This window comes from Microbulbifer rhizosphaerae, from assembly GCF_014191725.1.
GTDB lineage: Bacteria > Pseudomonadota > Gammaproteobacteria > Pseudomonadales > Cellvibrionaceae > Microbulbifer > Microbulbifer rhizosphaerae.
In genome coordinates this window covers 26385-45938 of sequence record NZ_JACHWZ010000030.1, presented here as the reverse complement: position 1 = coordinate 45938, position 19554 = coordinate 26385, and the positions used below count along the sequence as shown (strand labels likewise).

Here is a 19554-nt window from a genome sequence, read left to right as displayed (position 1 = left end):
AAATTGGATGATTGTTATGCAGTTGCACGCTCGTTGCATTGCAGCCGCCTTGTGCGCCGCAATGTTTCTGGCCGGGTGCGGGGGGGACAAAAAAAGCGGCGAATCTGCGGATTTCGCCCGTCAACAGGCCTTTCCTTCCACCTACTCCGTCACTCAATCCCGTCCGGTGCTGATCGTCGGGGCCACTCTGCTCACTGGTACCGGCGAGCAACTGGAAAATACTGACCTGCTGCTGCAGGACGGCGCAATCACAGAGATAGGTGAGGGGCTGAAAGCGCCCGAGGGTGCGTTGTTGGTGAACGGCAGCGGCAAATGGGTGACTCCGGGTATTATCGACGTGCACTCCCACCTGGGCGACTACCCCGCGCCGGCCATCGAGTCCTCTGAGGATGGCAATGAAATGACCTCGCCGAACACCGCCGAAGTGTGGGCGGAGCACTCGGTGTGGACCCAGGACCCGCAATTTGCTCTCGCTCTGGCCGGCGGCGTGACTACCCTGCAGATACTGCCAGGTTCCGCCAACCTGTTCGGCGGCCGCGGCGTGACCCTGAAAAATGTGCCCGGCCGCCGGGTACAGGATATGAAGTTCCCCGGTGCCCCTTACGGCCTGAAGATGGCTTGCGGGGAGAATCCCAAGCGTGTCTATGGCGGCAAGGGAACCGCGCCCTCCACCCGCATGGGCAATGTGGCCGGTTACCGCAGGGCTTGGATCGCCGCGGCCAATTACAGGAAAGCGTGGGAAGGCTACGAGAAAAACGGCGGTGACAAGCCGGAGCGCGACCTCGAACTGGAGACCCTGGCCGGCGTACTCAACGGCGACATCCTCGTGCACAACCATTGTTACCGGGGTGAGGAGATGGCGATCATGATGGATATCGCCAGGGAGTTCGGTTTCCAGATCTCCACCTTCCACCACGCGGTGGAGGCCTATAAGGTGGCGGACCTGTTGGCGGAGAACAATGTCTGCGCGGCCATGTGGGCCGACTGGTGGGGCTTCAAGCACGAGGCTTTCGATATGACCGAGGCCAATATCGCCATCGTCGACCAGGCCAAAGCCTGTGCGATGATCCATTCGGATTCCGCCGTGGGCATCCAGCGCCTCAACCAGGAGGTGGCCAAAGCCATGACCGCGGGGCAGCGGGCTGGTTTCGATATCGGGCCCGCGGATGCGGTGGTGTGGATGACCCTCAACCCCGCCAAGGCCCTGGGCATTGCTGAGCAGACCGGCAGCCTGGAGAAGGGCAAGATGGCGGATGTAGTGCTCTGGTCCGGCAACCCGTTCAGTGTTTACACCAAGGCGGAAATGGTGTTTATCGACGGCGAACTGATGTACGACCGCGCAGATAAGGCGCGCCAGCCCCATAGCGATTTCGAGCTGGGAATCCTGAACGCGGAGGGAGAGCGGCTGTGAAAAAGATAGCGAAATACAAAGCGGCCATCTGCACTCTGTTTTTGGGCCTGGCGCCGTTTGCGCAGGCGGAAACCCTGTTGATCAAAGGCGGCAGGGTACACACCCTGTCCGACGCCGGCAGTTTCGAGCGGGCGGATATCCTGATCCGCGACGGCCGCGTGGAAGCGGTGGGCCCATCCTTGGAAGGCGGTGCCGACCGGGTGATCGATGCTGCCGGCAAAGTGGTGACCCCGGGAGTGATCGCGCCGGTATCGGAACTGGGACTCACCGAGATCGGTGCCGCCAGCGCCACCAACGACTACGCGGTGACCGGCGAGAGCATCGGCAGTGCCTTTGACCCGTTGCCCGCCTACAACCCCAAATCCACCCTGATCCCCTTCAACCGCGCCGGCGGTGTCACCCGTGCGCTGGTGCTACCGGGTATCCAGCTGTGGGGCGACACTGCCGGCAACCCCCAGCGGGTTTTCGCCGGGCGCAGTTTTGCGATCAGGCTGGACGGCGGTTTCGACAGCGTGGTGGCCACCGACCTGGGGCAGAGGGCCTACCTGGGGGAGGCCGGCGGACAGCTCGCCGGTGGCAGCCGCGCCAGCGCCTACGCCAAGGTGAAAAATGCCCTGGAGGAGACGCGGGAGTACCGGGCCAACCGGGATGCGATCCGCCGCGGCGAATGGCGGGAACTGAACCACTCCCTCGCCGATCTGGAGGCGTTGCAGCCGTTGCTCGGGGGAGAGCAGCCGCTGCTGGTTAGCGTCAACCGGGCCAGCGATATACTGCAGGCCATCCAGTTGGCCCGGGAATTCGATCTGAAGCTGGTGGTGCTCGGTGGGGCCGAGGGCTGGATGGTCGCCGACCAGTTGGCGGAGGCCGGGGTGCCAGTGATCGTCGATGCGCAGAACAATCTGCCCATCTCCTTCGAGAGCCTGGGCGCGCGGCTGGACAATGCGGCACTGATAAAGCGCGCGGGCGTGACGGTGCTGATCAGTGGCCCGGACTACGCCTCCACCCACAACGTCTACCTGTCCCGCCAGTCCGCGGGCAACGCGGTGGCCAATGGCCTGCCCTACGAGGACGCGCTCAAGTCCATCAGCGCCAATGTGGCGGAGGTGTTCGGTATCGAGGGCGGTACCATCGAACCGGGGGCGGTGGCGGATATCGTGGTGTGGAGCGGCGATCCCCTGGAAGTTACCAGCTATGTGGAAGAGGTGCTGATCGACGGTAAACTCCAGTCGCTGGTCAACCGCTCCACCCGTCTGCGCGATCGCTACCTGAAGCCGCAGCAGGGGCACGACTTCGGTTACAAGTTTTGATTTAAGAGTATTCTCTCAATCGTGAGTAGGGCGCACCCTACGAAACAAGCCCTTTTAGCAGGAGATATAAATGGCCAATATCACAGCCCTCTACGCGGGCCTTTGCGGAGTCCTGGTGATCGCCCTGGCATTTCGCGTAGTGCAGTTCCGCCGCAGTGGCAAGGTGGGCCTCGGCACTGGCGGGGACCCCGATAACGAAGTCCGTGTGCGCGCCCACGCCAACGCCGTCGAATATATCCCGCTGGCATTGATACTGATGCTGGTTGCGGAGCTGGGTGGACTTTCCGCATTCTGGCTGCATATTTTTGGTGGCGTCTTTGTGCTGGCGCGCCTGGTGCACGCCTTTGGCTTTACTGCCAGCGGCGGTGGTTACCATCCGGGGCGTTTCTGGGGGACCGCGCTCAGTTGGGTGGTGATACTGGTCCTGGCCGCCATCGATATAGGGCTCGCAGTGAAAAACCTGTAGGAGCGCTTCGCAACTACGCCGATCGCAGCCAACGGCCACTCCTACATGAGATGGGAAATGATGGGGTAGGGAAATGGGATCGGCAACAAAAAAGCCCGGCGCGGGCCGGGCAGATACAGGGATGGAATCGTGAAAATCTATTGATTGGCGGCCAGGGGGGTAACCTGCTCTTCGCTGGTCTCATCCTGCTGTTCGGATTCCCTTTCGTTGGATTCCCTTTCGTTGGTTTCCCTTCCGTCGGATTCCAGCAGTACTTCCGGTTTGCCCTTGCAGGCTTTGGCGAGGTCGTCCCTGCGCTTGGCCAGCAGAAGGCCGATCTCTTCGCCGGCCTGTTCGGAGATACCGTCGATATGACGCTCGATCAACGAGGTAATATTGGCGGCTAGTTCCAGCATCTTATCGTGTTCTTCCGCATCTTTTTTGTTGTCGAACATTGCTCCGTCTCTATCGCATTTCCACACAGCTACTACGGCCATTCTGCGCCTCCAGTATTTTTAAGAATTTGTTAACGCGTTTTGTTTGTCTGTATAAATGTACAGTATATGTGTAAGTGTTCAGTGTCAACCGGAAAGTAAAATTTATTGGTGGTGCGACAAGTGGAGCGGGGCGTGCGTTGAGTGGTCCGCGTAAAGAGGCTGCAGCTGCCATAATAGACTCAGTGGCGGGCCGCCTCCCCCCCAAACGGGTGGTCCGCCACGACCCCGCAGTAAGATGTTTAGGCCCGCAGTGCGGGCCTTCTTTTTATCTGTCTGTTGTAACACGACTTCCCACTTCCCTTGCGGCTTTTCTAATTTTCTAATTTCTGGAACTAGAGTGTCAGCACCAGCCGCGCCGCCAGCCCCAACAGCAAGACACCGAACAGCTGCTGCAGGCGGTGCCCGAGTGAGTTGCCGACCCAGTTGCGATTGCGTCCGGCGAGGACTGCCAAAGTGATCAGGCAGTACCAGCCGGCGTCGATGCCCGCCGCCATTGCGGCCATTCCCAGTTTGGTGGTGAGCGCCTGTTGTTCCGTCACGAACTGGCTGAACAAGGCGGTAAAGAACAAGGCCACCTTGGGGTTGAAGAATGCCACCCCGAACCCCTGCAGTGCGGAGCGGGCCGTTGGCTGCTGCGGAGCGGGAATGGCGCCCGCTGCGGGATTCGGCGCCGGTGCACGCAGGGCCTTCCAACCCAAATAGATCAACATGGCCGCGCCGGCCCACTGCAGGGCGGTAAACAGCAGCGGCGAGCGGGTGATCAGCACCGCCAGGCCAAAGGCGGTGAGGCCGGCGTAAACGGCGATAGCGGCGCCGTGGGCCAGGGCGCAGGCGAAACCCTGGCGGGGGCCGGAGGCGGCGCTGCGCAGTACGATCAACAGGCTGGGACCGGGGGACATGGCTCCCAGGGCGCAGATTCCGGCCAGGGACAACCAGGCGAGCCAATCCATCAGAAACCTCCCCCTTTTTCCAGCCATTTCTGCTCCGCGAGGGTGGATTCCCGCCCCAGTGCCGCGTTGCGGTGGGGATAGCGGCCGAATTCCTCGATGACCTCGCGGTGGGCGAGGGCGTACTGGTAGAAGTTCTCAGCCTGGGCGGCGGCCTCCGCGCCGTTCAAGTAGTCGCGTCGCAGCCTGTCGAAGTAAGCCACCGATCGCGCCTGCATCTCCGGGGTCTCTCCGTGCTCCAGGGGCATACCGAGGAAGGCACGCTGGTAGAGGCCCAGCTTGCGCTCGTCGCCGCGTTCGATCACCGTCAGGGCGGCGTCACGGGCCAGGGAATCGCCGGCGTAGGCCCGGGTGGTGCCCCGGTAGATGTTGCGGGTGAACTGGTCGCACACCAGCACCAGGGCCAGTTCCCCCTCCAGGCTCTGGCGCCAGTGGGTCAGCTCCCCGGCCAGGGCGGCCTCCACCTGCGCGCCGAAATCCTCCTCTATCTGGCTGTCGAAACTGCTGTCGCCGGAAAACCACCGCTGGCGGTACTCGGCGCCGGGGACGGCGTCGAGCTGCGCCTGGCCGAACCAGAAAGTCAGTACGTCTGCGGGCTCTGTCATTGCGGCTCCTTTATTTTCTCGCGCTGCATCCAGATGCTGCGCCGGTATCGTCTTTAGTGTGGTGTAAGGTACTAAATGCGGATATCAGCGGGCCGCTAAGCGGCCAGATGCAAGGCGCATTTGCGCTGGCGTAGTTGTTCTACGTCAAGCAAATGCAACGCCGCAGATGGCTGCTTAGCGGCCCGCCCGAAGGGAGCCCCCCAAAATGCCCACAGCTGCGTTGCCGCTCTTGAAAAGGGCGAGCCATTCCCTGCGAGCGGCGCCTTCCTGTGAACATTTTGGGGGGCTCTGATAACCGCATTTAGTACCTTACACCACACTAGGTGTACAAGGAAATTCTACCTGGAGGCGACCATGTTAACCGCAGGAACTATGAAAAAGGTACAATTTTACGCCGCCCTGGCCCTGCTGCTTGGGGGCCTGCAGGCGGAGGCCGCGGAGTTGGCGGCCCCCCTGGCGGAGGTGCAGCAACAGCTTTCCGAAAAGATCGACGAAGCCTTTTTGCGCAAGCTGGCGGAGTGCCGGCAAAAGGAGCGGGAAGAGCGCAGCTATCCCCGTTTCCCGGTGCGGCTCGCCGACGAGTCCTCGGGGGGCACCCCGGTCCGGTTTTCCGGAGCACAGTTGACCGCACCGTAGTTTGAAACAGAAGCACTATCGAGAGCACGAAAAAATGAGAGCGAGAAATCTTCACCCACAGCGGGCCGGCGCCCGCTGGCTGATGGCCCTGCTGGCGGCGATGAGCCTCTCCGCCAGTTGGGCCCAAGAGACCCCGGCACAGGACGAAACCATGCCGGAGCCACCGCCGCCGCCGGCAGCAGAGAAAGCGCCGGAGACCCCGGAGGAGAAGGAGGTGCGCATACTGCGCGAGGATGACGGCACCCTGGTGATCAAGACCCGGGACGGGCAGGGCAAGCGCACCGATGTCCAGTTGGACCTGGGCGAAGAGTTCGGCGGCGAACTGACCCGGCGCATCTACAAGAAGCTGGAGGAAAAGGGCATCCTCGACGAGAAGGGCCTGGTGGTGGAAGAGGCCATGGACGGTGTGCCGAAGAATATCAGTATCGGTATCTCTGGCGATTTCGACCAGCCTCGCGGCCACCGCGATGATTTCCCCTTTGATGGAGACATAGCCGTGTTGATTCCCATCATCGCGATCCTGGCGGTGTTCGGTACGCCGATACTGATCGTGTGGTTGGTGGCCCGCAACAGCTACCGCAAGAAGCAACTGCTGATGGACCACATCAACCGCATGGTGGCCGAGGGCCGCGATATTCCGCCGGAGCTGCTGGATGCCATGGAAGGCGAGTCCCCCCGCAATATGAAGGATCGCGGATTCACGCTGATCGCCGTCGGCCTGGCGATATTCATCTGGCTGAGCATATCCTCTGGCGTGGAGGTCGGCAGTCTCGGCCTGATACCGCTGTTTATCGGCATCGCCCGCTTTGTCAACTGGAAACTGGATAACAAGCAGGCGTAAGGACAGCGGTATATGGACCTCAATGACGAGGATTTGATCCGGCGCGTCGTCGAAGACGGGGACCAGCGGGCCTACGCCCACCTGGTGCGCCGCTATCAGTCACAGCTGCGTTTCTCGCTCCGCCAGCTGTGCGATGGCGACCAGGCCCTGGCCGACGATATGGCCCAGGAGGCTTTTATCAAAGCCTACAAGGCCCTGCCGGCATTCCGTGGGGATGCGCGTTTCAGCACCTGGCTGTACCGTATCGCCTACAATCTCGTCATGAGCTACCGGCGCAAGAAGTCCCCGGAAGTGGATCAGGAGGCGGTGGATCGCGCACAGCAGGAGGAGAGCGTCGAGGAGGCCCAGCAACTGGGCATGGCGCGGGATCTCAACTCGGCCATGGAGGAGCTCAGCGAGGCCCAGCGCCAGGCCGTGCACCTGTGTATGCAGCGCGGCTTTTCCCACGAGGAGGCGGCCAGTATTATGAAGTTGCCGCTGGGCACGGTAAAATCCCACGTCAATCGCGCGCGGGCCAAATTGCAGACTCTGCTGCAGGCATGGCGCGAGGAGGTAGTCAGTGGATAATGGTTTGAACAATCGCGACAGAACAGACAGCTGGAACAGCGCGGGCGGCGAGCCGGATTTCGATACCTGGCTGGGCCAACAGCTGCAGTTCAGCGAGCCCTATGTGGACGACGACGGCTTCTGCGAGCGCGTGATGGCGCGCCTGCCGGCGCCCTCCAGGCGCTCTGAGCGCCGCGCCACCCGTGTACAGTATGCCGCGGTGGTGGCCGCTTCTACGATCGTCGCTTGGCAGTTCCCCTTCGACCAGGTGTTCATCCAGGCCGTGCAGCAGTCCATCAGTCTCTACAGTCTCGTCGGGGTGGGCATACTCACCTCCCTGGCAGCCATGGCCGGCGGCATTTTCGCCGCGCGGCGTTAAGCGCCCGGGCGAACCCAGTGTTCGCCCTTGTTCCATCTGTCCCACCCGGGCGTTCGCCTCCCTACATCCGCTGGTTCAGCCTTATCTCTCCTTCCTTGCGCACAGTGATCGACGGCACTATCGACCGGCGCAATCCCAGTTTGGCCACCAGCTCATAGGGTACCGACTCCCGCCGGGTGCCGATCAGCTCCGCCGCGGCGAAGATGGAGCCCACCAGGCTCGCCGTCGCATCCACCACAATATTGTCCTGCCCATAGGGGGCGATGGGCGGCAGTTCCCTGGAGGTGCCGGTAATCACTTTGTGCCCCGCCAGGCTCAGGGTGTAGTAAAGCCCGGAGAGCGCCAGTTCGGAGTCGTTGGGATTGAACACCCGCAGGTGGATGCGAAAGCGCAGGTCGTTGCCCGGGCCCGCCGGAAGCGGCTCCACTGCGGTAACCTCGACTTCGGGCTTCTGGTAGCTGGGGGAGAGTACGGCGCAGCCGCCGATCAGCAGGGCGAGCAGCGAAAGCAGGAGAGGGCGGTATAGTTGTGTCACGGATAGTTCCTGGGTTTTTGATATCGGTTATATCGAAGCATGAAGAAACTTCTCTTTCTATCGACCGCGTTGGCATTGGTCTTGTTCACCGGCTGGAAGTGGCTGTTGCTTCCGGGCATCGAGCAGGGGCGTAACAAGCGCACCGGCCCCAAGTATCCTCCCCTGTCGGAAGAGGCGGCCGCGCTGCACCCTTCCCTGGTGGTCGGCGACCTGCACGCCGACAGCTTCCTCTGGGCCCGAAACCTGGAGAATGAGGCGGACTACGGCCATCTGGACCTTCCCCGGGCGCGTCGCGGCAACCTGGCTATCCAGGTGTTCACCGCGGTGACCAAATCCCCCCGGGGGCAGAACTACGCGGAGAACTCCTCCAAAACCGTGGACAATATCACCCTGTTGGCGATCGTCCAGGGCTGGCCGCCACGCACCTGGAACAGCCTGCTGCAGCGGGCCCTCCACCACGCGGAGCGGGTGACCAAACTGGAACGCAGATCCCCTGATCAACTGGCCGTAGTGCATAGCGCCGCCGATTTGCGCCGGGTACTTGCGGCCCGGCAGCAGGGCGGCGAACAGCTGGCCGCCATTCTCGGTATCGAGGGCGCCCATCCGCTGGAGGGGGAACTGGAGAACATCGGCGTGCTCTACGACGCCGGCTACCGGGTGATGGGCCTGCAGCACTTCTTCGACAACGAGCTGGGCGGCTCGCTGCACGGTCGGAGCGGTGCCGGTCTCACGGAGTTCGGCCGCGCGGCAGTGCGGGAAATGGCCGCGCGCTCCATCGTGATCGACGTGGCCCACGCCTCGGAGCAGGTGGTGCGCGACGTGCTGGACCTGGTGGACCAACCGCTGATTCTCTCCCACACCGGCCTCAAGGGGACCTGCGATACCCCGCGGAATATCCGTGACGAGCTGCTGCAGCGGATCGCCGCGGGCGGTGGGTTGATCGGTATCGGCTACTGGGACGCCGCCGTCTGCGATACCAGCCCGCGGGGTATCGTCAAAACCCTGCGCTACGCCATCGACCTGCTGGGACTGGAGCATGTGGCCCTGGGCTCAGACTTCGACGGCAGCGTGACCACGGCCTTCGATGTGAGCGAGCTGGGCCTGCTGACGGAAGAGATGCTCCGGCAGGGATTCAGCGAAACGGAAATCCGCAAGATCATGGGGGAGAATGTGCGGGATTTTTTCCTCGCGCAGCTGCCCCCGGCCTGATGTGATATGGCGTCAACTCGACATACCCGCCTCATTTACAAAAACAGCTGCGCAAATAATCCCCGGCGCATTTTTGCCCTACCTGAAACTTTATCCGCCAGGCCCGCTTTAATTTCTCAACTATAGTGGGGTGAACCGGCGCCCCCGCGCTGCTGACACTCATCCCTCGACCTATCGAGGAAGGCCCGCGATAGCCGATTCAGGCGGCACACCTTACGGTCGCAAAATCCAACGCAAAATCCGCAGATGTAGCGGGAGCGTTTTTCTCACCGGACAAATTGCACGAACCCGAATATAAAAACCGATAAAAACTACTGTCTCGATTTTTATCGGTGAATACCGGAGTGATTATTGGACAGCTACGCGCCACAGCAAAAAAAGACGCCACAGGCTTCAAGTCTCGAACCGCGTATCGCCGAGTCCATCCGCGTGCGCGGCCTGGTGCAGGGCGTGGGTCTTCGCCCCTTGGTGTGGCGACTGGCGGGGAAATACGGCCTGTCCGGCAGCGTGGGGAACGACGCCGAGGGAGTGTGGATTCACGTCAGCGGCGTCGCCGGGCAGGTCGATCGCCTCGTCGAGGCACTGCGCAGTGCGCCGCCGCCCCTCGCGCGCATCGACAGCATCGAGCGCCTGCCCCGCGCCCCTGTGGGGCCGGCGGAGAGCGGTTTTCATATCGCCGCCAGCCTGCCCGGGGAAATGCATACCCAGGTCGCCGCCGACGCCGCCACCTGCGCGGATTGCCTCGGGGAGTTGTTTGCCCCCGACGGTCGGCGCCGCGGTTTCGCTTTTACCAATTGCACCCACTGCGGCCCGCGGATCAGTATCGTCCGCAGCGTGCCCTACGACCGTATCAATACCAGCATGGGAGCGTTTGCACAGTGCCCCGCCTGCCTGGAGGAATACCGCAACCCCGCCGATCGCCGTTTTCACGCCCAACCGAACTGCTGCCCGGACTGCGGGCCGCATCTGTGGCTGGAGTGGGCGGAGGGCCATGACCATGGCCCCGAAGCGGACCCGATCGCGCGGGCACAAGAGTCATTGCGCGCGGGAAAAATCCTGCTGCTCAAGGGCGTCGGCGGCTTTCACCTGGCCTGCAATGCCACTGATCCCGACGCGGTCACGCGGCTGCGGACGCGCAAACGGCGACCCCACAAACCCTTTGCATTGCTGGCGCGGGACCTGGAAATGATCCGGCGCTATTGCAGCCTGAGCGATACCGGGTGCGAACTGCTACAGCACCGCGCCGCGCCGATCCTGCTGCTTCCCCAAACCGGCGCGGCCGCGTTGGCTCCCGGGGTTGCGCCGGGACAGCGCTGTTACGGATTCATGCTGCCCCCCGCGCCGCTGCACCACCTGCTGATGGCGGGGCTGGAATTTCCGCTGGTGTGTACCAGTGGCAACCGCAGCGGCGAACCCCAATGCATCGCCAACGATGACGCGCGGGCATTGCTGGGCGCGGTGGCGGACGCGGCGCTGCTGTACGATCGCGACATCGTCAACCGCCTGGACGATTCCGTAGTGCGCGAAATCGACGGGCGCCCCGCCATCCTGCGCCGCGCGCGCGGCTATGTGCCGGAACCGCTGATGCTGCCGGAGACATTCGCCGCCGCGCCGCCGCTGCTGGCCCTGGGGGGGGAACTGAAAAACACTTTCTGCCTGCTGAAGGACGGCCAGGCAGTTCTCTCCCAGCATATCGGCGACCTGCACAACCGCGCCGTCGGCGATGCCTTCGAGCAGTCCTTACAGTTCTATCGCGAGCTGTTTGATCACGCGCCGCGTGCGATCGCGGTGGACGCGCACCCGGAGTACCGGTCGGGCAAAATCGGCCGCGCGCTGGCGGCGCGGGAGTCGCTGCGCTTGGAGGTGGTGCAGCACCACCACGCCCATATCGCCGCCTGCCTCGCCGACAATGGCGTACCGCTGGACGCGGAGCCGGTGTTGGGCATCGCACTGGACGGGCTGGGTTACGGAACGGATGGCAGCTTCTGGGGTGGCGAATTCCTGCTGGCGGACTATAGGAACTCTGAGCGGTTGGCAAGTTTCGAGCCGGTGCCCATCCCCGGCGGCGAGCGCGCCATCCGCCAGCCCTGGCGCATGGCTTTTGCCTGGTTGCACCAGGTGTTCGGCAACGATCTCTCCACGCGGCAACGGCTGCCGGGCGAATTTGGCGACTTCCTCGCCCGCCAGCCCCTGGAAACCCTGGCGCGCATGATCGATACCGGTTTCAACAGTCCACTGACCAGTTCCTGCGGCCGCCTGTTCGATGCGGTGGCCGCGGTGATCGGCCTGTGCCGCGAGATCAGCTTCGAGGGCCAGGCGGCCATGGCCCTGGAGGCCTGCGTGGACAGCGCCGCGCTGGCCGGCGGCGGAAACGGCTATCCGTTTGAGATCGGGGAGCGGGGTGGCTTGTCGCGGTTGTGCGCGCAGCCTATGTGGCGAGCGCTGCTGGAGGACCTTCGCCGGGGCACCGCCGCCGGCGTCGTGGCCGCTCGCTTTCACCTTGGGCTGGCGGAGGCAATTGGGCGAATGGTCGACCGTCTCGGCGATCGCTGCGGTGCGGGCTGGAGCGGCCGCGTGGCGCTCTCCGGCGGAGTCTTCCAGAACGCAGTGCTGAGCAGTTTATTGGTCCGGCAATTGCGGCGGCGCGGGCTGGAAGTGCTGTGCCATCGCCGCGTGCCTGCCAATGACGGCGGCCTGAGCCTGGGCCAGGCGGCGGTGGCCGCCGCGCGCCTTTTGCAATCGCGCGGGGCTGGAACATGTGCGTAGGAATTCCCGGACAGATCGTCGAGATAGTCGACGCGGCGAGCGATACCGCGGTGGTGGAAATCTGCGGTGTGCGCCGCGCGGTCAATATCGCCTGTGTGGTGAGTGACGAGCGCAACCACGCCCAGTGTGTCGGCGAATGGGTGCTGATACATGTGGGTTTCGCGATGAGCCGCCTGGACCCGCTGGAAGCGCAGAAAACCCTGGAACTCCTACGGGAGCTGGGGGAGATGGAGGAGAAGTTGTCGACCATTGCGGAGCGGGAGGGGCGAGCGTCCGGCCAATTGGAGGAGGAATCCCCGTGACGGATCATTTGCAGCAACTTTATCCTTTTCTGCACGGCGGCGAGCGCAGTGCGGATTCGATCGACGCGGCGCTGCTGGTGTCGGTGCGGGAAAAGGCCGGGGAAAGCGCCCGGGTGAAAACACAGTTTTTTGATCGCTGCGGTGAAGGCGTCGTGGCCGTGGCGCGCGTACTGGCGGACCGCTTCCGGCGGGGCGGGCGGCTCCTGTGCATGGGCAACGGCGGTTCCAGCTGCGATGCGGCGCACCTGACGGTGGAATTCCTGCATCCGGTCACCGCCGGGCGTCCGGCACTGCCCGCCGTTGACCTGGGCGCCAGTAACGCGACGCTGACGGCATTGGCCAACGATGTGGGTGTCGAGCAGATCTACCTGCGCCAGGTATCCGCATTGGGCCGGGCCGAGGATGCCTTGGTGGGTTTTTCCACCAGCGGCAGTTCCGCCAACCTGCTGGCGGCTTTCCAGCGCGGGCGGGAAATGGGGCTGGCCACCATTGCCCTGGTGGGCGGTGACGGCGGCGCCATGGCGCAGTCGCCAAATATCGATCGATGCCTGGTTGTGCCCAGCGACAGTGTGCACCGTATCCAGGAGACGCACTTGGCCATCTACCACATCCTCTGGGACCTGGTGCACACACTGCTGGCGGACAGCCGTGGCGATCTGGCGGGAGCGGAGGCGGGGCGGTGAAATTTATCGACGAGTTCCGCGACCCGGCCAAAGCCCGCGCACTGCTGGCCAGTATCGGGAATCTGGCGGCGCAACTGCAGCGCGAGCGGCCGCTGCATCTGATGGAGGTTTGCGGCGGGCATACCCATTCCATTTTTCGCTACGGTATCGAGCAGGTGCTGCCGCGCAATATCGAGATGGTGCACGGCCCCGGCTGCCCGGTGTGTGTGCTGCCCATGGGGCGGGTGGATGACTGCGTGGCCCTGGCCGAGCATCCCAACGTGATTTTCACCACCTTCGGCGATGCGATGCGCGTGCCCGGCTCCCGCAAGAGCCTGTTGCAGGCGCGGGCGGAGGGCGCCGATGTGCGCATGGTCTATTCGCCGGAAGACGCGTTGAAAATTGCGCGGGACAATCCCGGCCGCGAGGTGGTGTTTTTCGCCCTGGGGTTCGAGACCACCATGCCCCCCACAGCGCTGACGGTTCTGCGCGCCGCGGAGGAGGGGATCGAAAACTTTTCCGTCTTCTGCAACCACATCACCATTATTCCCACCATCAAGGCCATCCTGGATTCGCCGGATATCCGCCTGGACGGCTTCCTGGGCCCGGGTCATGTGAGCATGGTGATCGGCAGCGCGCCCTACGAATTTATCTGCCGGCACTACCGCAAGCCGCTGGTGATCTCCGGGTTCGAGCCGCTGGATATTCTGCACTCCGTTTACCTGCTGTTGAAACAGATCACCGAGGGCCGCTGTGAGGTGGAGAACCAGTACCGCCGCGTGGTTCCCGATGCCGGCAACACAGCCGCGCTGGAGGCGGTGCAGCGGGTTTTCGAGCTGCGCGAGTTTTTCGAGTGGCGGGGGCTCGGCTCCATCGACCATTCGGGCGTGCGCCTGCGTGGGGCGTTCGCCCGCTTCGATGCGGAGAAGCGCTTTTCCCTGCCCAACCTGAAAATCGCCGATCCGAAATCCTGCCAGTGCGGCGAAGTGCTGAAAGGCGCGATCAAGCCCTGGCAGTGCAAGGTATTCGGCACCGCCTGTACCCCGAAAACCCCGCTGGGCTCGCTGATGGTTTCCAGCGAGGGCGCCTGCGCGGCGATGCACAACTACGGGCGCATGGACCTGATTCGCGCCCGCGAGCTGCAAAAGGAGCGCGAATGAGCGACACCACGGCCGAGCGCCCGCGGAGTGCGGCACAGGAAGCCAGAATCGACCTCTCCCACGGCAGCGGCGGCCGCGCCATGCGCGACCTGGTGAACGATGTCTTTCTGTCCGCCTTTGCCAATCCCGCTCTCGCCGCGCTGGAGGACCAGGCCCGCATACCGCTCGCGGACCTCTGTGTCGCCGGGGACCGGCTGGCGTTCACCACCGATTCCTATGTGGTGGACCCGCTGTTTTTCCCCGGTGGTGATATTGGCGAGCTGGCGGTGAACGGCACCGTCAACGACCTGGCGGTGAGCGGTGCGGTGCCGCTGTATCTGTCCTGCGGCGTGATTCTCGAAGAGGGCTTTGCCCTGGCCGACCTGCGCCGCATCGTCGAGTCCATGGCGCGGGCGGCCGAAGCTGCCGGGGTGCAAATCGTCACCGGTGATACCAAGGTGGTACCAAAGGGCGCGGCGGACAAACTGTTTATCCATACCAGCGGCGTCGGCGCGATTCCCGCAGGGGTTGAGATTGCCGCGGGCCGCGCCCGCCCCGGCGACAGAATCCTGGTCAACGGTTTTATCGGCGATCACGGCGTGGCGATTCTCGCCGCGCGGGGGGACCTCGCCCTGCAGGTGCCGATAGAGAGTGATACGCGCCCGCTCAATGGCCTGGTGCGTGCGCTGCTCGACGCCTGCCCGCAGGTGCACTGTCTGCGCGATGCCACCCGCGGCGGCCTGGCGACGGTATTGAATGAATTCGCTGAGAGCGCCGGCGTCTGTATGGAATTCGAAGAGGCGGCGATCCCGGTGCGCGACGAGGTCAGGGGCGTATCGGAAATTCTCGGGCTGGACCCGCTCTACTACGCCAACGAGGGCGTGCTGGTGGCGATCGTGCCCGAGTCCTGCGCGGACCGCGCGCTGGCGGCCATGCGCGCGCATCCCGCCGGCGCGCAGGCGGCGTCAATCGGCGAAGTCACCGCCGAACCTGCGGGACGGGTGGTGATGCGCAGTGGTTTCGGCGGAGGGCGCATCGTCGACATGCTGATTGGCGAGCAGTTGCCGAGGATCTGTTGATGTGGATGTTCCGCGGGGGAACCCGGACCGCCGAGGTGGGCTGCCGTGCATGAGCTGTCCCTGGTGCAGAGCATCGTCGAGGCCTGTAGTGCACGGGCAAACGGCGCGTGGGTGCGCAAAGTCACCCTGGAGGTGGGCGCGCTGTCCTGCGTGATGCCGGAGGCGCTGCGCTTCTGTTTTGCCGCGGTGAGCGATGGTACCGCCCTGCAGGGGGCGGAGCTGGAAATCCTGGTGCGGCCGGGCCGCAGCCGCTGTCGGGAATGCGGCCGCGAACTGTCGCTGCGCAGCCTGCTGGATAACTGCAGCTGCGGTTCCGGGAACCTGGAGCCTCCCAGTGGCGGCGACCAGTTGCGGATTCAATCCATGGAAATCGAGGAGGCGGTCTGATGTGTACCACCTGTGGTTGCTCCGGAGGCGCTCGGTCCCTGTTGACCAATACCGCCACGGGCAAAGTGCTGAGTATCGGTGAACCGATTGCGGCCGATGACGGTCCCGCACTGCACCGCCAGCACAGTGAACACCAAGCGGGCGCGCCGGATCGGGAGATCGACCGGTTGCACCTGGAGCGGGACCTGCTCGCGTACAACCGGGCGATTGCGGAGCGCAACCGCGCTCGTTTACGCGAGCGCAATATTTTCGCCCTCAATCTGGTCAGTTCCCCCGGCGCTGGCAAGACCACATTGCTGGAGCGCACCATCCTGGATCTGCTCGGAACGGTTACGATCAGCGTGGTTGAGGGCGACCAGGAGACCCAGTTCGACGCCGAGCGCATCCGCGCTACCGGTTGCCACTCGGTGCAGGTCAATACGGGCACCGGCTGTCATCTGGAGGCGTCGATGATCGAGGGGGCGCTCAACGAACTGGAGCCGCCGGAGGGTTCGTTGCTGATGATCGAAAATGTCGGCAACCTGGTGTGCCCGGCACTCTTCGATCTCGGGGAGCACGCCAAGGTGGTGGTTCTTTCGGTGACCGAGGGGGAGGACAAACCGCTCAAATATCCCCATATGTTTCGCGCCGCGTCGCTGATGATTCTGAACAAAACCGACCTGCTGCCCCATGTGGATTTCGACCTGGATGCCTGTATCGGCTATGCGCGCCGGGTCAACCCGCATATCGACGTATTGCAGCTCTCCGCCACCGGCGGTTACGGCCTGAAAGATTGGTACGACTGGCTGCAGGGCCGGCGTCTCTTGGAGCCTGTTTGAATTCTCAGATATTCCCGGCCGCGGTGCGGGGTCGGATGGGTAGCGCTTTCCGGGACACGGGCTAGGCGCCCCCCGTAAATACATCCCTGTAGGCTTGTCCGCAGGTCCCTCTCGCGGACAGTCCCGGAAAGCGCTACCCCACCCGCTCCTGAGAGCTTTGTGCGAGATTCCAAACAGGTTCTTCGAGCCTGTCTGAAATCTTCGCCCTACAGACGGAGTTGTAAAGGTTTATGGCAGCACTTCCCACGCTCTACGCTGCAATGTTTCTCCAACTGAATCCCCTGCAGGATCCCCAGCCGCAGGAACCGCAGGAGGAGTTGGAGCTGGCCAAAATGGCACCTACGTCCTTCTCAGAGGCGGTGACGACCATCCTGGAGTCGCTGGCGGATATCTGGAGCAATTTCCTCGTCCATGTTCCCTACGTGCTTACCAGTTTTGTGGTATTGCTGGTGACCTGGATTATTGCCCTGGTGATCAAGCATTCTGGGCGGCGCATATTCAAACGGACTACATCCCGAAAGTCGTTGCGCGAATTGCTGGTGCGCCTGATTAATATCGGGGTCTGGGTGCTCGGCTTTCTGTTTGCGGCAATGGTGCTTTTCCCCGGGCTGACCCCGGCCCGGGCGCTGGGAGCTCTGGGCCTGCTATCCGTTGCCGTGGGCCTGGCATTCAAGGATATCTTCGAGAACTTCTTCGCCGGCATCCTGATTTTGTGGCGCTTTCCCTTCGAGGAGGGGGATTTTATCGAGTGCGAGGGGGTTGCCGGCCGTGTGGAAGCGGTGGAGGTGCGCAATACCGCGATCCGCAAGACCAGTGGAGAATTGGTGATAGTGCCGAATCTGTTCCTGTTCAAGAATCCCTGTGAGATCCTCACCGATCGGATCAAGCGACGGGTCGCCATTACCGTGGGGGTGGCCTACCGCGAGAAGCTGGCGGAGGCGGTGGAGGTGATCGAAAAGGCAGTGGCCTCTTGTGAGTTGGTGCGGGAGGACGATCCCATCCAGGTATTTCCACAGGAATTCGGCGACAGCGGTATCGATATCGAGGTCACCTGGTGGACGGGCTCCACACCGGTGGCGATGCGCAAGTCCCGCGGCGAGGTGGTGACCGCGATCAAGGACGCTCTGGACAGCGCTGGTATCGAGATTCCCTTCCCCTACCGGACACTGACTTTCAAGGAGCCGTTGTCTCTGCGTAGTGAGCCCGATTAGAGAGTGCTGTCCGGCTGGTTTTCCGGCCGCGCCTCGATAAAAGCCGGTATCTCCGCGCAGGCCCGGGCGATGCGGTGGATTGCCGGGTAGTCGGCGATATCCATGCCGAAGCGTTCGGCGTTGTAGATCTGTGGAATCAGGCAGCACTCGAACAGTCCCGGTTCTTCTCCAGCGGCAAAAGGTGCCGGGTCCAGTTGCTGTTCCAGTGCGCTGAATCCCTCGTGAATCCATTGGCGGACCCAGCCGGTTTTCTGCTCATCGTCGACCGCAAACTCCGATTGCAGGTATTTGAGTATTCGCAGGTTCTGCACCGGCTGGATATCGCAGGCGATGGTATAGCTCAAGGCGCGAATGCGCGCCCGTTGCAGTGAATCCCGGGGCAGAAGTGCGGGTTCGGGATGCCGATCGTCCAGCCACTCGAGTATGGCGAGGGATTGGGTGAGTACTGTGTCGCCATCCACCAGCGCCGGCACCAGGCCCTGGGGGTTCAGTTTGCGGTATGTGTCGCCCTTTTGTTCGCTCTTCAGCAGGTTGACCGCGTAATAGTCATATTCCAGGCCCTTGAGGTTGAGGCCGATGCGCACGCGGTAGCTGGCGGAGGAGCGGAAGTAGCCGTGTAATTCCATTGTTATTCCTTGTTCCGGTTCGTATCTGTAGGAGCGGCCGCTGGCCGCGATCTAACTCAGAAGAATTCTGAAAAATTGATCGCGGCCAGCGGCCGCTCCTACAGGGAAAGGGCAGTAGATTACTGGGGGGCTACGTATTCCACCACCCGCTGATCGATGGTACCGAAAATATCCGCGTCCATCTCGTCGTACATGGCGATCTCGATGCGGTCGCCGAACTGCATAAACGGCGTGCTGGGTTTTCCGTCGGCGATCATTTCCAGCATACGCACTTCCGCCAGGCAGCAGGAGCCGGAGGAGCGGTCCACGTTGGAGACGGTGCCGGAGCCGATAATGGTACCGGCGCCGAGATTTCGGCTTTTCGCCGCATGGGCGATCAGCTGCGGGAAGTTGAAGGTCATGTCCACGCCGGCATTGGGGGAACCAATTTTCTCTCCATTCAGCCTCGCGTGCAGCGGCAGGTGCACTTTGCCGTCGCGCCAGCGGTGGCCGAGTTCATCCGGTGTCACCGCCACCGGGGAGAAGGCGCTGGAGGGCTTGGACTGGTAGAAGCCGAAGCCCTTGGCCAACTCGCCGGGGATCAGGTTGCGCAGGGAGACGTCGTTGACCAGCATCAGCAGACGGATATGCCCGCCGGCTTTCTCCGCATCGGTGCCCATGGGCACATCGCCGGTGATCACCGCCACTTCCGCCTCGAAATCGATGCCCCACTCGGTGCTTGCCATGGCGATATTTTCCCTGGGGGCGAGAAAGGTGTCGGAGCCGCCCTGGTACATCAGTGGATCGGTCCAGAAGGATTCCGGCATCTCCACACCCCGGGCCTTGCGCACCAGCTCCACGTGATTGACGTAGGCGCTGCCGTCCGCCCAGTGGTAGGCGCGGGGCAGGGGGCTGTGACATTCGCCGGGATCGAAGGGGAAGCTGGTGACCTCGCCCTGTTGCAGCGCGTTGAAGCGGGCCCGCAGCCGGGGTTCGATGGTTTCCCAGTCATCCAGGGCCGCCTGAAGGGAGGGGGCGATATCGGCGGCGCCGCAGTGGCGGGTCAGGTCGCGGGAGACCACGATCAGTTCGCCGTCGCGGCCTTTTTTCAGGGAGGCTAGTTTCATGGATTCTTGTTCCTTGTTGCCGAGTCGCACTGTAGGAGCGGCCGTTGGCCGCGATCAATGGTGGTTTATTTCACAGCTCGATCGCGGCCAACGGCCGCTC

Annotated in this window: 22 protein-coding genes; 16 read left to right on the top strand and 6 right to left on the bottom strand. The window is 63.2% G+C overall.

Annotation, left to right across the window (positions count from 1 at the left end; translation table 11 throughout):
* Nucleotides 1-61: 61 nt before the first annotated feature.
* The 3 genes from FHS09_RS21000 to FHS09_RS20990 all read left to right on the top strand — a co-directional run bounded on the left by FHS09_RS21000 (nucleotide 62) and on the right by FHS09_RS20990 (nucleotide 3184).
* On the top strand, nucleotides 62-1411 hold the full coding sequence (locus tag FHS09_RS21000) for an amidohydrolase (protein ID WP_246395190.1): 1350 nt from the start codon (nucleotides 62-64) through the stop codon (nucleotides 1409-1411).
* Complete coding sequence (locus tag FHS09_RS20995) at nucleotides 1408-2718, top strand: amidohydrolase family protein (RefSeq protein ID WP_343057539.1); 1311 nt, start codon at nucleotides 1408-1410, stop codon at nucleotides 2716-2718. The genes FHS09_RS21000 and FHS09_RS20995 overlap by 4 nt, the downstream gene beginning before the upstream one ends.
* 70 nt (nucleotides 2719-2788) lie before the next feature.
* Nucleotides 2789-3184, top strand: coding sequence for an MAPEG family protein (locus FHS09_RS20990; RefSeq protein ID WP_183463610.1), 396 nt, complete (start codon nucleotides 2789-2791; stop codon nucleotides 3182-3184).
* A 137-nt stretch (nucleotides 3185-3321) separates the two neighbouring features.
* On the opposite strand, the gene FHS09_RS20985 is transcribed toward FHS09_RS20990, so the two are convergent.
* The 3 genes from FHS09_RS20985 to FHS09_RS20975 all read right to left on the bottom strand — a co-directional run bounded on the left by FHS09_RS20985 (nucleotide 3322) and on the right by FHS09_RS20975 (nucleotide 5212).
* Complete coding sequence (locus tag FHS09_RS20985) at nucleotides 3322-3660, bottom strand: YebG family protein (RefSeq protein ID WP_183463608.1); 339 nt, start codon at nucleotides 3658-3660, stop codon at nucleotides 3322-3324.
* 332 nt (nucleotides 3661-3992) lie between these two features.
* Nucleotides 3993-4610 (bottom strand): LysE family translocator, encoded by a 618-nt coding sequence (locus tag FHS09_RS20980; protein WP_183463606.1) that lies wholly within the window; start codon nucleotides 4608-4610, stop codon nucleotides 3993-3995.
* Nucleotides 4610-5212 (bottom strand): DUF924 family protein, encoded by a 603-nt coding sequence (locus FHS09_RS20975; protein ID WP_183463604.1) that lies wholly within the window; start codon nucleotides 5210-5212, stop codon nucleotides 4610-4612. Before FHS09_RS20975 ends, FHS09_RS20980 begins: the two co-directional genes overlap by 1 nt.
* A 372-nt stretch (nucleotides 5213-5584) precedes the next feature.
* On the opposite strand from FHS09_RS20975, the gene FHS09_RS20970 reads away from it, so the two are divergent.
* The 4 genes from FHS09_RS20970 to FHS09_RS20955 are packed head-to-tail and all read left to right on the top strand — an operon-like array spanning nucleotide 5585 to nucleotide 7614.
* Nucleotides 5585-5848, top strand: a complete 264-nt coding sequence (locus FHS09_RS20970; protein WP_183463602.1) for a hypothetical protein — start codon at nucleotides 5585-5587, stop codon at nucleotides 5846-5848.
* A gap of 34 nt (nucleotides 5849-5882) precedes the next feature.
* Nucleotides 5883-6689, top strand: a complete 807-nt coding sequence (locus FHS09_RS20965) for a DUF6249 domain-containing protein (RefSeq protein WP_183463599.1) — start codon at nucleotides 5883-5885, stop codon at nucleotides 6687-6689.
* A 12-nt stretch (nucleotides 6690-6701) separates the two neighbouring features.
* Nucleotides 6702-7256 carry a sigma-70 family RNA polymerase sigma factor gene (locus FHS09_RS20960; RefSeq protein WP_183463597.1) on the top strand — a complete coding sequence of 185 codons (555 nt, stop codon included), beginning with the start codon at nucleotides 6702-6704 and terminating at the stop codon, nucleotides 7254-7256.
* Entirely contained in the window at nucleotides 7249-7614 is a 366-nt protein-coding gene (locus FHS09_RS20955) for a hypothetical protein (RefSeq protein WP_183463595.1), read from the top strand. The genes FHS09_RS20960 and FHS09_RS20955 overlap by 8 nt, the downstream gene beginning before the upstream one ends.
* A 61-nt stretch (nucleotides 7615-7675) precedes the next feature.
* Here the strand turns inward: FHS09_RS20955 and FHS09_RS22995 are convergent, their stop codons facing one another.
* Entirely contained in the window at nucleotides 7676-8149 is a 474-nt protein-coding gene (locus FHS09_RS22995; protein ID WP_183463593.1) for an LEA type 2 family protein, read from the bottom strand.
* Nucleotides 8150-8188: 39 nt separating this feature from the next.
* On the opposite strand from FHS09_RS22995, the gene FHS09_RS20945 reads away from it, so the two are divergent.
* The 9 genes from FHS09_RS20945 to FHS09_RS20905 all read left to right on the top strand — a co-directional run bounded on the left by FHS09_RS20945 (nucleotide 8189) and on the right by FHS09_RS20905 (nucleotide 17722).
* Nucleotides 8189-9358 (top strand): dipeptidase, encoded by a 1170-nt coding sequence (locus FHS09_RS20945; protein WP_183463591.1) that lies wholly within the window; start codon nucleotides 8189-8191, stop codon nucleotides 9356-9358.
* Nucleotides 9359-9709: 351 nt separating this feature from the next.
* A complete protein-coding gene (hypF, locus tag FHS09_RS20940; protein ID WP_221192171.1) occupies nucleotides 9710-12124 on the top strand; it encodes a carbamoyltransferase HypF in 2415 nt (804 codons plus the stop codon).
* A complete protein-coding gene (locus tag FHS09_RS20935) occupies nucleotides 12115-12426 on the top strand; it encodes a HypC/HybG/HupF family hydrogenase formation chaperone (protein ID WP_183463589.1) in 312 nt (103 codons plus the stop codon). The genes hypF and FHS09_RS20935 overlap by 10 nt, the downstream gene beginning before the upstream one ends.
* Entirely contained in the window at nucleotides 12423-13109 is a 687-nt protein-coding gene (locus FHS09_RS22990; protein WP_183463587.1) for an SIS domain-containing protein, read from the top strand. Before FHS09_RS20935 ends, FHS09_RS22990 begins: the two co-directional genes overlap by 4 nt.
* Nucleotides 13106-14248 carry a hydrogenase formation protein HypD gene (gene hypD, locus FHS09_RS20925; RefSeq protein WP_183463586.1) on the top strand — a complete coding sequence of 381 codons (1143 nt, stop codon included), beginning with the start codon at nucleotides 13106-13108 and terminating at the stop codon, nucleotides 14246-14248. The genes FHS09_RS22990 and hypD overlap by 4 nt, the downstream gene beginning before the upstream one ends.
* Nucleotides 14245-15306: a hydrogenase expression/formation protein HypE gene (gene hypE / locus FHS09_RS20920; RefSeq protein ID WP_183463584.1), complete on the top strand. Its 1062-nt coding sequence runs from the start codon at nucleotides 14245-14247 to the stop codon at nucleotides 15304-15306. The genes hypD and hypE overlap by 4 nt, the downstream gene beginning before the upstream one ends.
* Before the next feature lie 45 nt (nucleotides 15307-15351).
* Nucleotides 15352-15693 (top strand): hydrogenase/urease maturation nickel metallochaperone HypA, encoded by a 342-nt coding sequence (locus tag FHS09_RS20915; protein ID WP_183463582.1) that lies wholly within the window; start codon nucleotides 15352-15354, stop codon nucleotides 15691-15693.
* Nucleotides 15693-16511, top strand: coding sequence for a hydrogenase nickel incorporation protein HypB (hypB, locus tag FHS09_RS20910; protein ID WP_183463579.1), 819 nt, complete (start codon nucleotides 15693-15695; stop codon nucleotides 16509-16511). Before FHS09_RS20915 ends, hypB begins: the two co-directional genes overlap by 1 nt.
* A 230-nt stretch (nucleotides 16512-16741) precedes the next feature.
* Nucleotides 16742-17722 (top strand): mechanosensitive ion channel family protein, encoded by a 981-nt coding sequence (locus FHS09_RS20905; RefSeq protein ID WP_221192169.1) that lies wholly within the window; start codon nucleotides 16742-16744, stop codon nucleotides 17720-17722.
* Here the strand turns inward: FHS09_RS20905 and maiA are convergent.
* Nucleotides 17719-18348 (bottom strand): maleylacetoacetate isomerase, encoded by a 630-nt coding sequence (gene maiA / locus FHS09_RS20900; protein WP_183463577.1) that lies wholly within the window; start codon nucleotides 18346-18348, stop codon nucleotides 17719-17721. The two genes, FHS09_RS20905 and maiA, sit on opposite strands and share 4 nt — an antisense overlap.
* 119 nt (nucleotides 18349-18467) lie before the next feature.
* Nucleotides 18468-19454, bottom strand: a complete 987-nt coding sequence (locus FHS09_RS20895) for a fumarylacetoacetate hydrolase family protein (protein WP_183463575.1) — start codon at nucleotides 19452-19454, stop codon at nucleotides 18468-18470.
* Nucleotides 19455-19554 lie beyond the last annotated feature (100 nt).

What these genes read in the sequence shown, in the direction of transcription:
- FHS09_RS21000 (WP_246395190.1), top strand. Translation starts at nt 62, where the DNA reads ATGTTTCTGGCCGGGTGCGGGGGGGACAAAAAAAGCGGCGAATCTGCG.
- FHS09_RS20990 (WP_183463610.1), top strand. Translation starts at nt 2,789, where the DNA reads ATGGCCAATATCACAGCCCTCTACGCGGGCCTTTGCGGAGTCCTGGTG.
- FHS09_RS20985 (WP_183463608.1), bottom strand. Translation starts at nt 3,660, where the DNA reads ATGGCCGTAGTAGCTGTGTGGAAATGCGATAGAGACGGAGCAATGTTC.
- FHS09_RS20980 (WP_183463606.1), bottom strand. Translation starts at nt 4,610, where the DNA reads ATGGATTGGCTCGCCTGGTTGTCCCTGGCCGGAATCTGCGCCCTGGGA.
- FHS09_RS20975 (WP_183463604.1), bottom strand. Translation starts at nt 5,212, where the DNA reads ATGACAGAGCCCGCAGACGTACTGACTTTCTGGTTCGGCCAGGCGCAG.
- FHS09_RS20970 (WP_183463602.1), top strand. Translation starts at nt 5,585, where the DNA reads ATGAAAAAGGTACAATTTTACGCCGCCCTGGCCCTGCTGCTTGGGGGC.
- FHS09_RS20965 (WP_183463599.1), top strand. Translation starts at nt 5,883, where the DNA reads ATGAGAGCGAGAAATCTTCACCCACAGCGGGCCGGCGCCCGCTGGCTG.
- FHS09_RS20960 (WP_183463597.1), top strand. Translation starts at nt 6,702, where the DNA reads ATGGACCTCAATGACGAGGATTTGATCCGGCGCGTCGTCGAAGACGGG.
- FHS09_RS20945 (WP_183463591.1), top strand. Translation starts at nt 8,189, where the DNA reads ATGAAGAAACTTCTCTTTCTATCGACCGCGTTGGCATTGGTCTTGTTC.
- FHS09_RS20935 (WP_183463589.1), top strand. Translation starts at nt 12,115, where the DNA reads ATGTGCGTAGGAATTCCCGGACAGATCGTCGAGATAGTCGACGCGGCG.
- hypE (WP_183463584.1), top strand. Translation starts at nt 14,245, where the DNA reads ATGAGCGACACCACGGCCGAGCGCCCGCGGAGTGCGGCACAGGAAGCC.
- hypB (WP_183463579.1), top strand. Translation starts at nt 15,693, where the DNA reads ATGTGTACCACCTGTGGTTGCTCCGGAGGCGCTCGGTCCCTGTTGACC.
- FHS09_RS20905 (WP_221192169.1), top strand. Translation starts at nt 16,742, where the DNA reads ATGGCAGCACTTCCCACGCTCTACGCTGCAATGTTTCTCCAACTGAAT.
- maiA (WP_183463577.1), bottom strand. Translation starts at nt 18,348, where the DNA reads ATGGAATTACACGGCTACTTCCGCTCCTCCGCCAGCTACCGCGTGCGC.
- FHS09_RS20895 (WP_183463575.1), bottom strand. Translation starts at nt 19,454, where the DNA reads ATGAAACTAGCCTCCCTGAAAAAAGGCCGCGACGGCGAACTGATCGTG.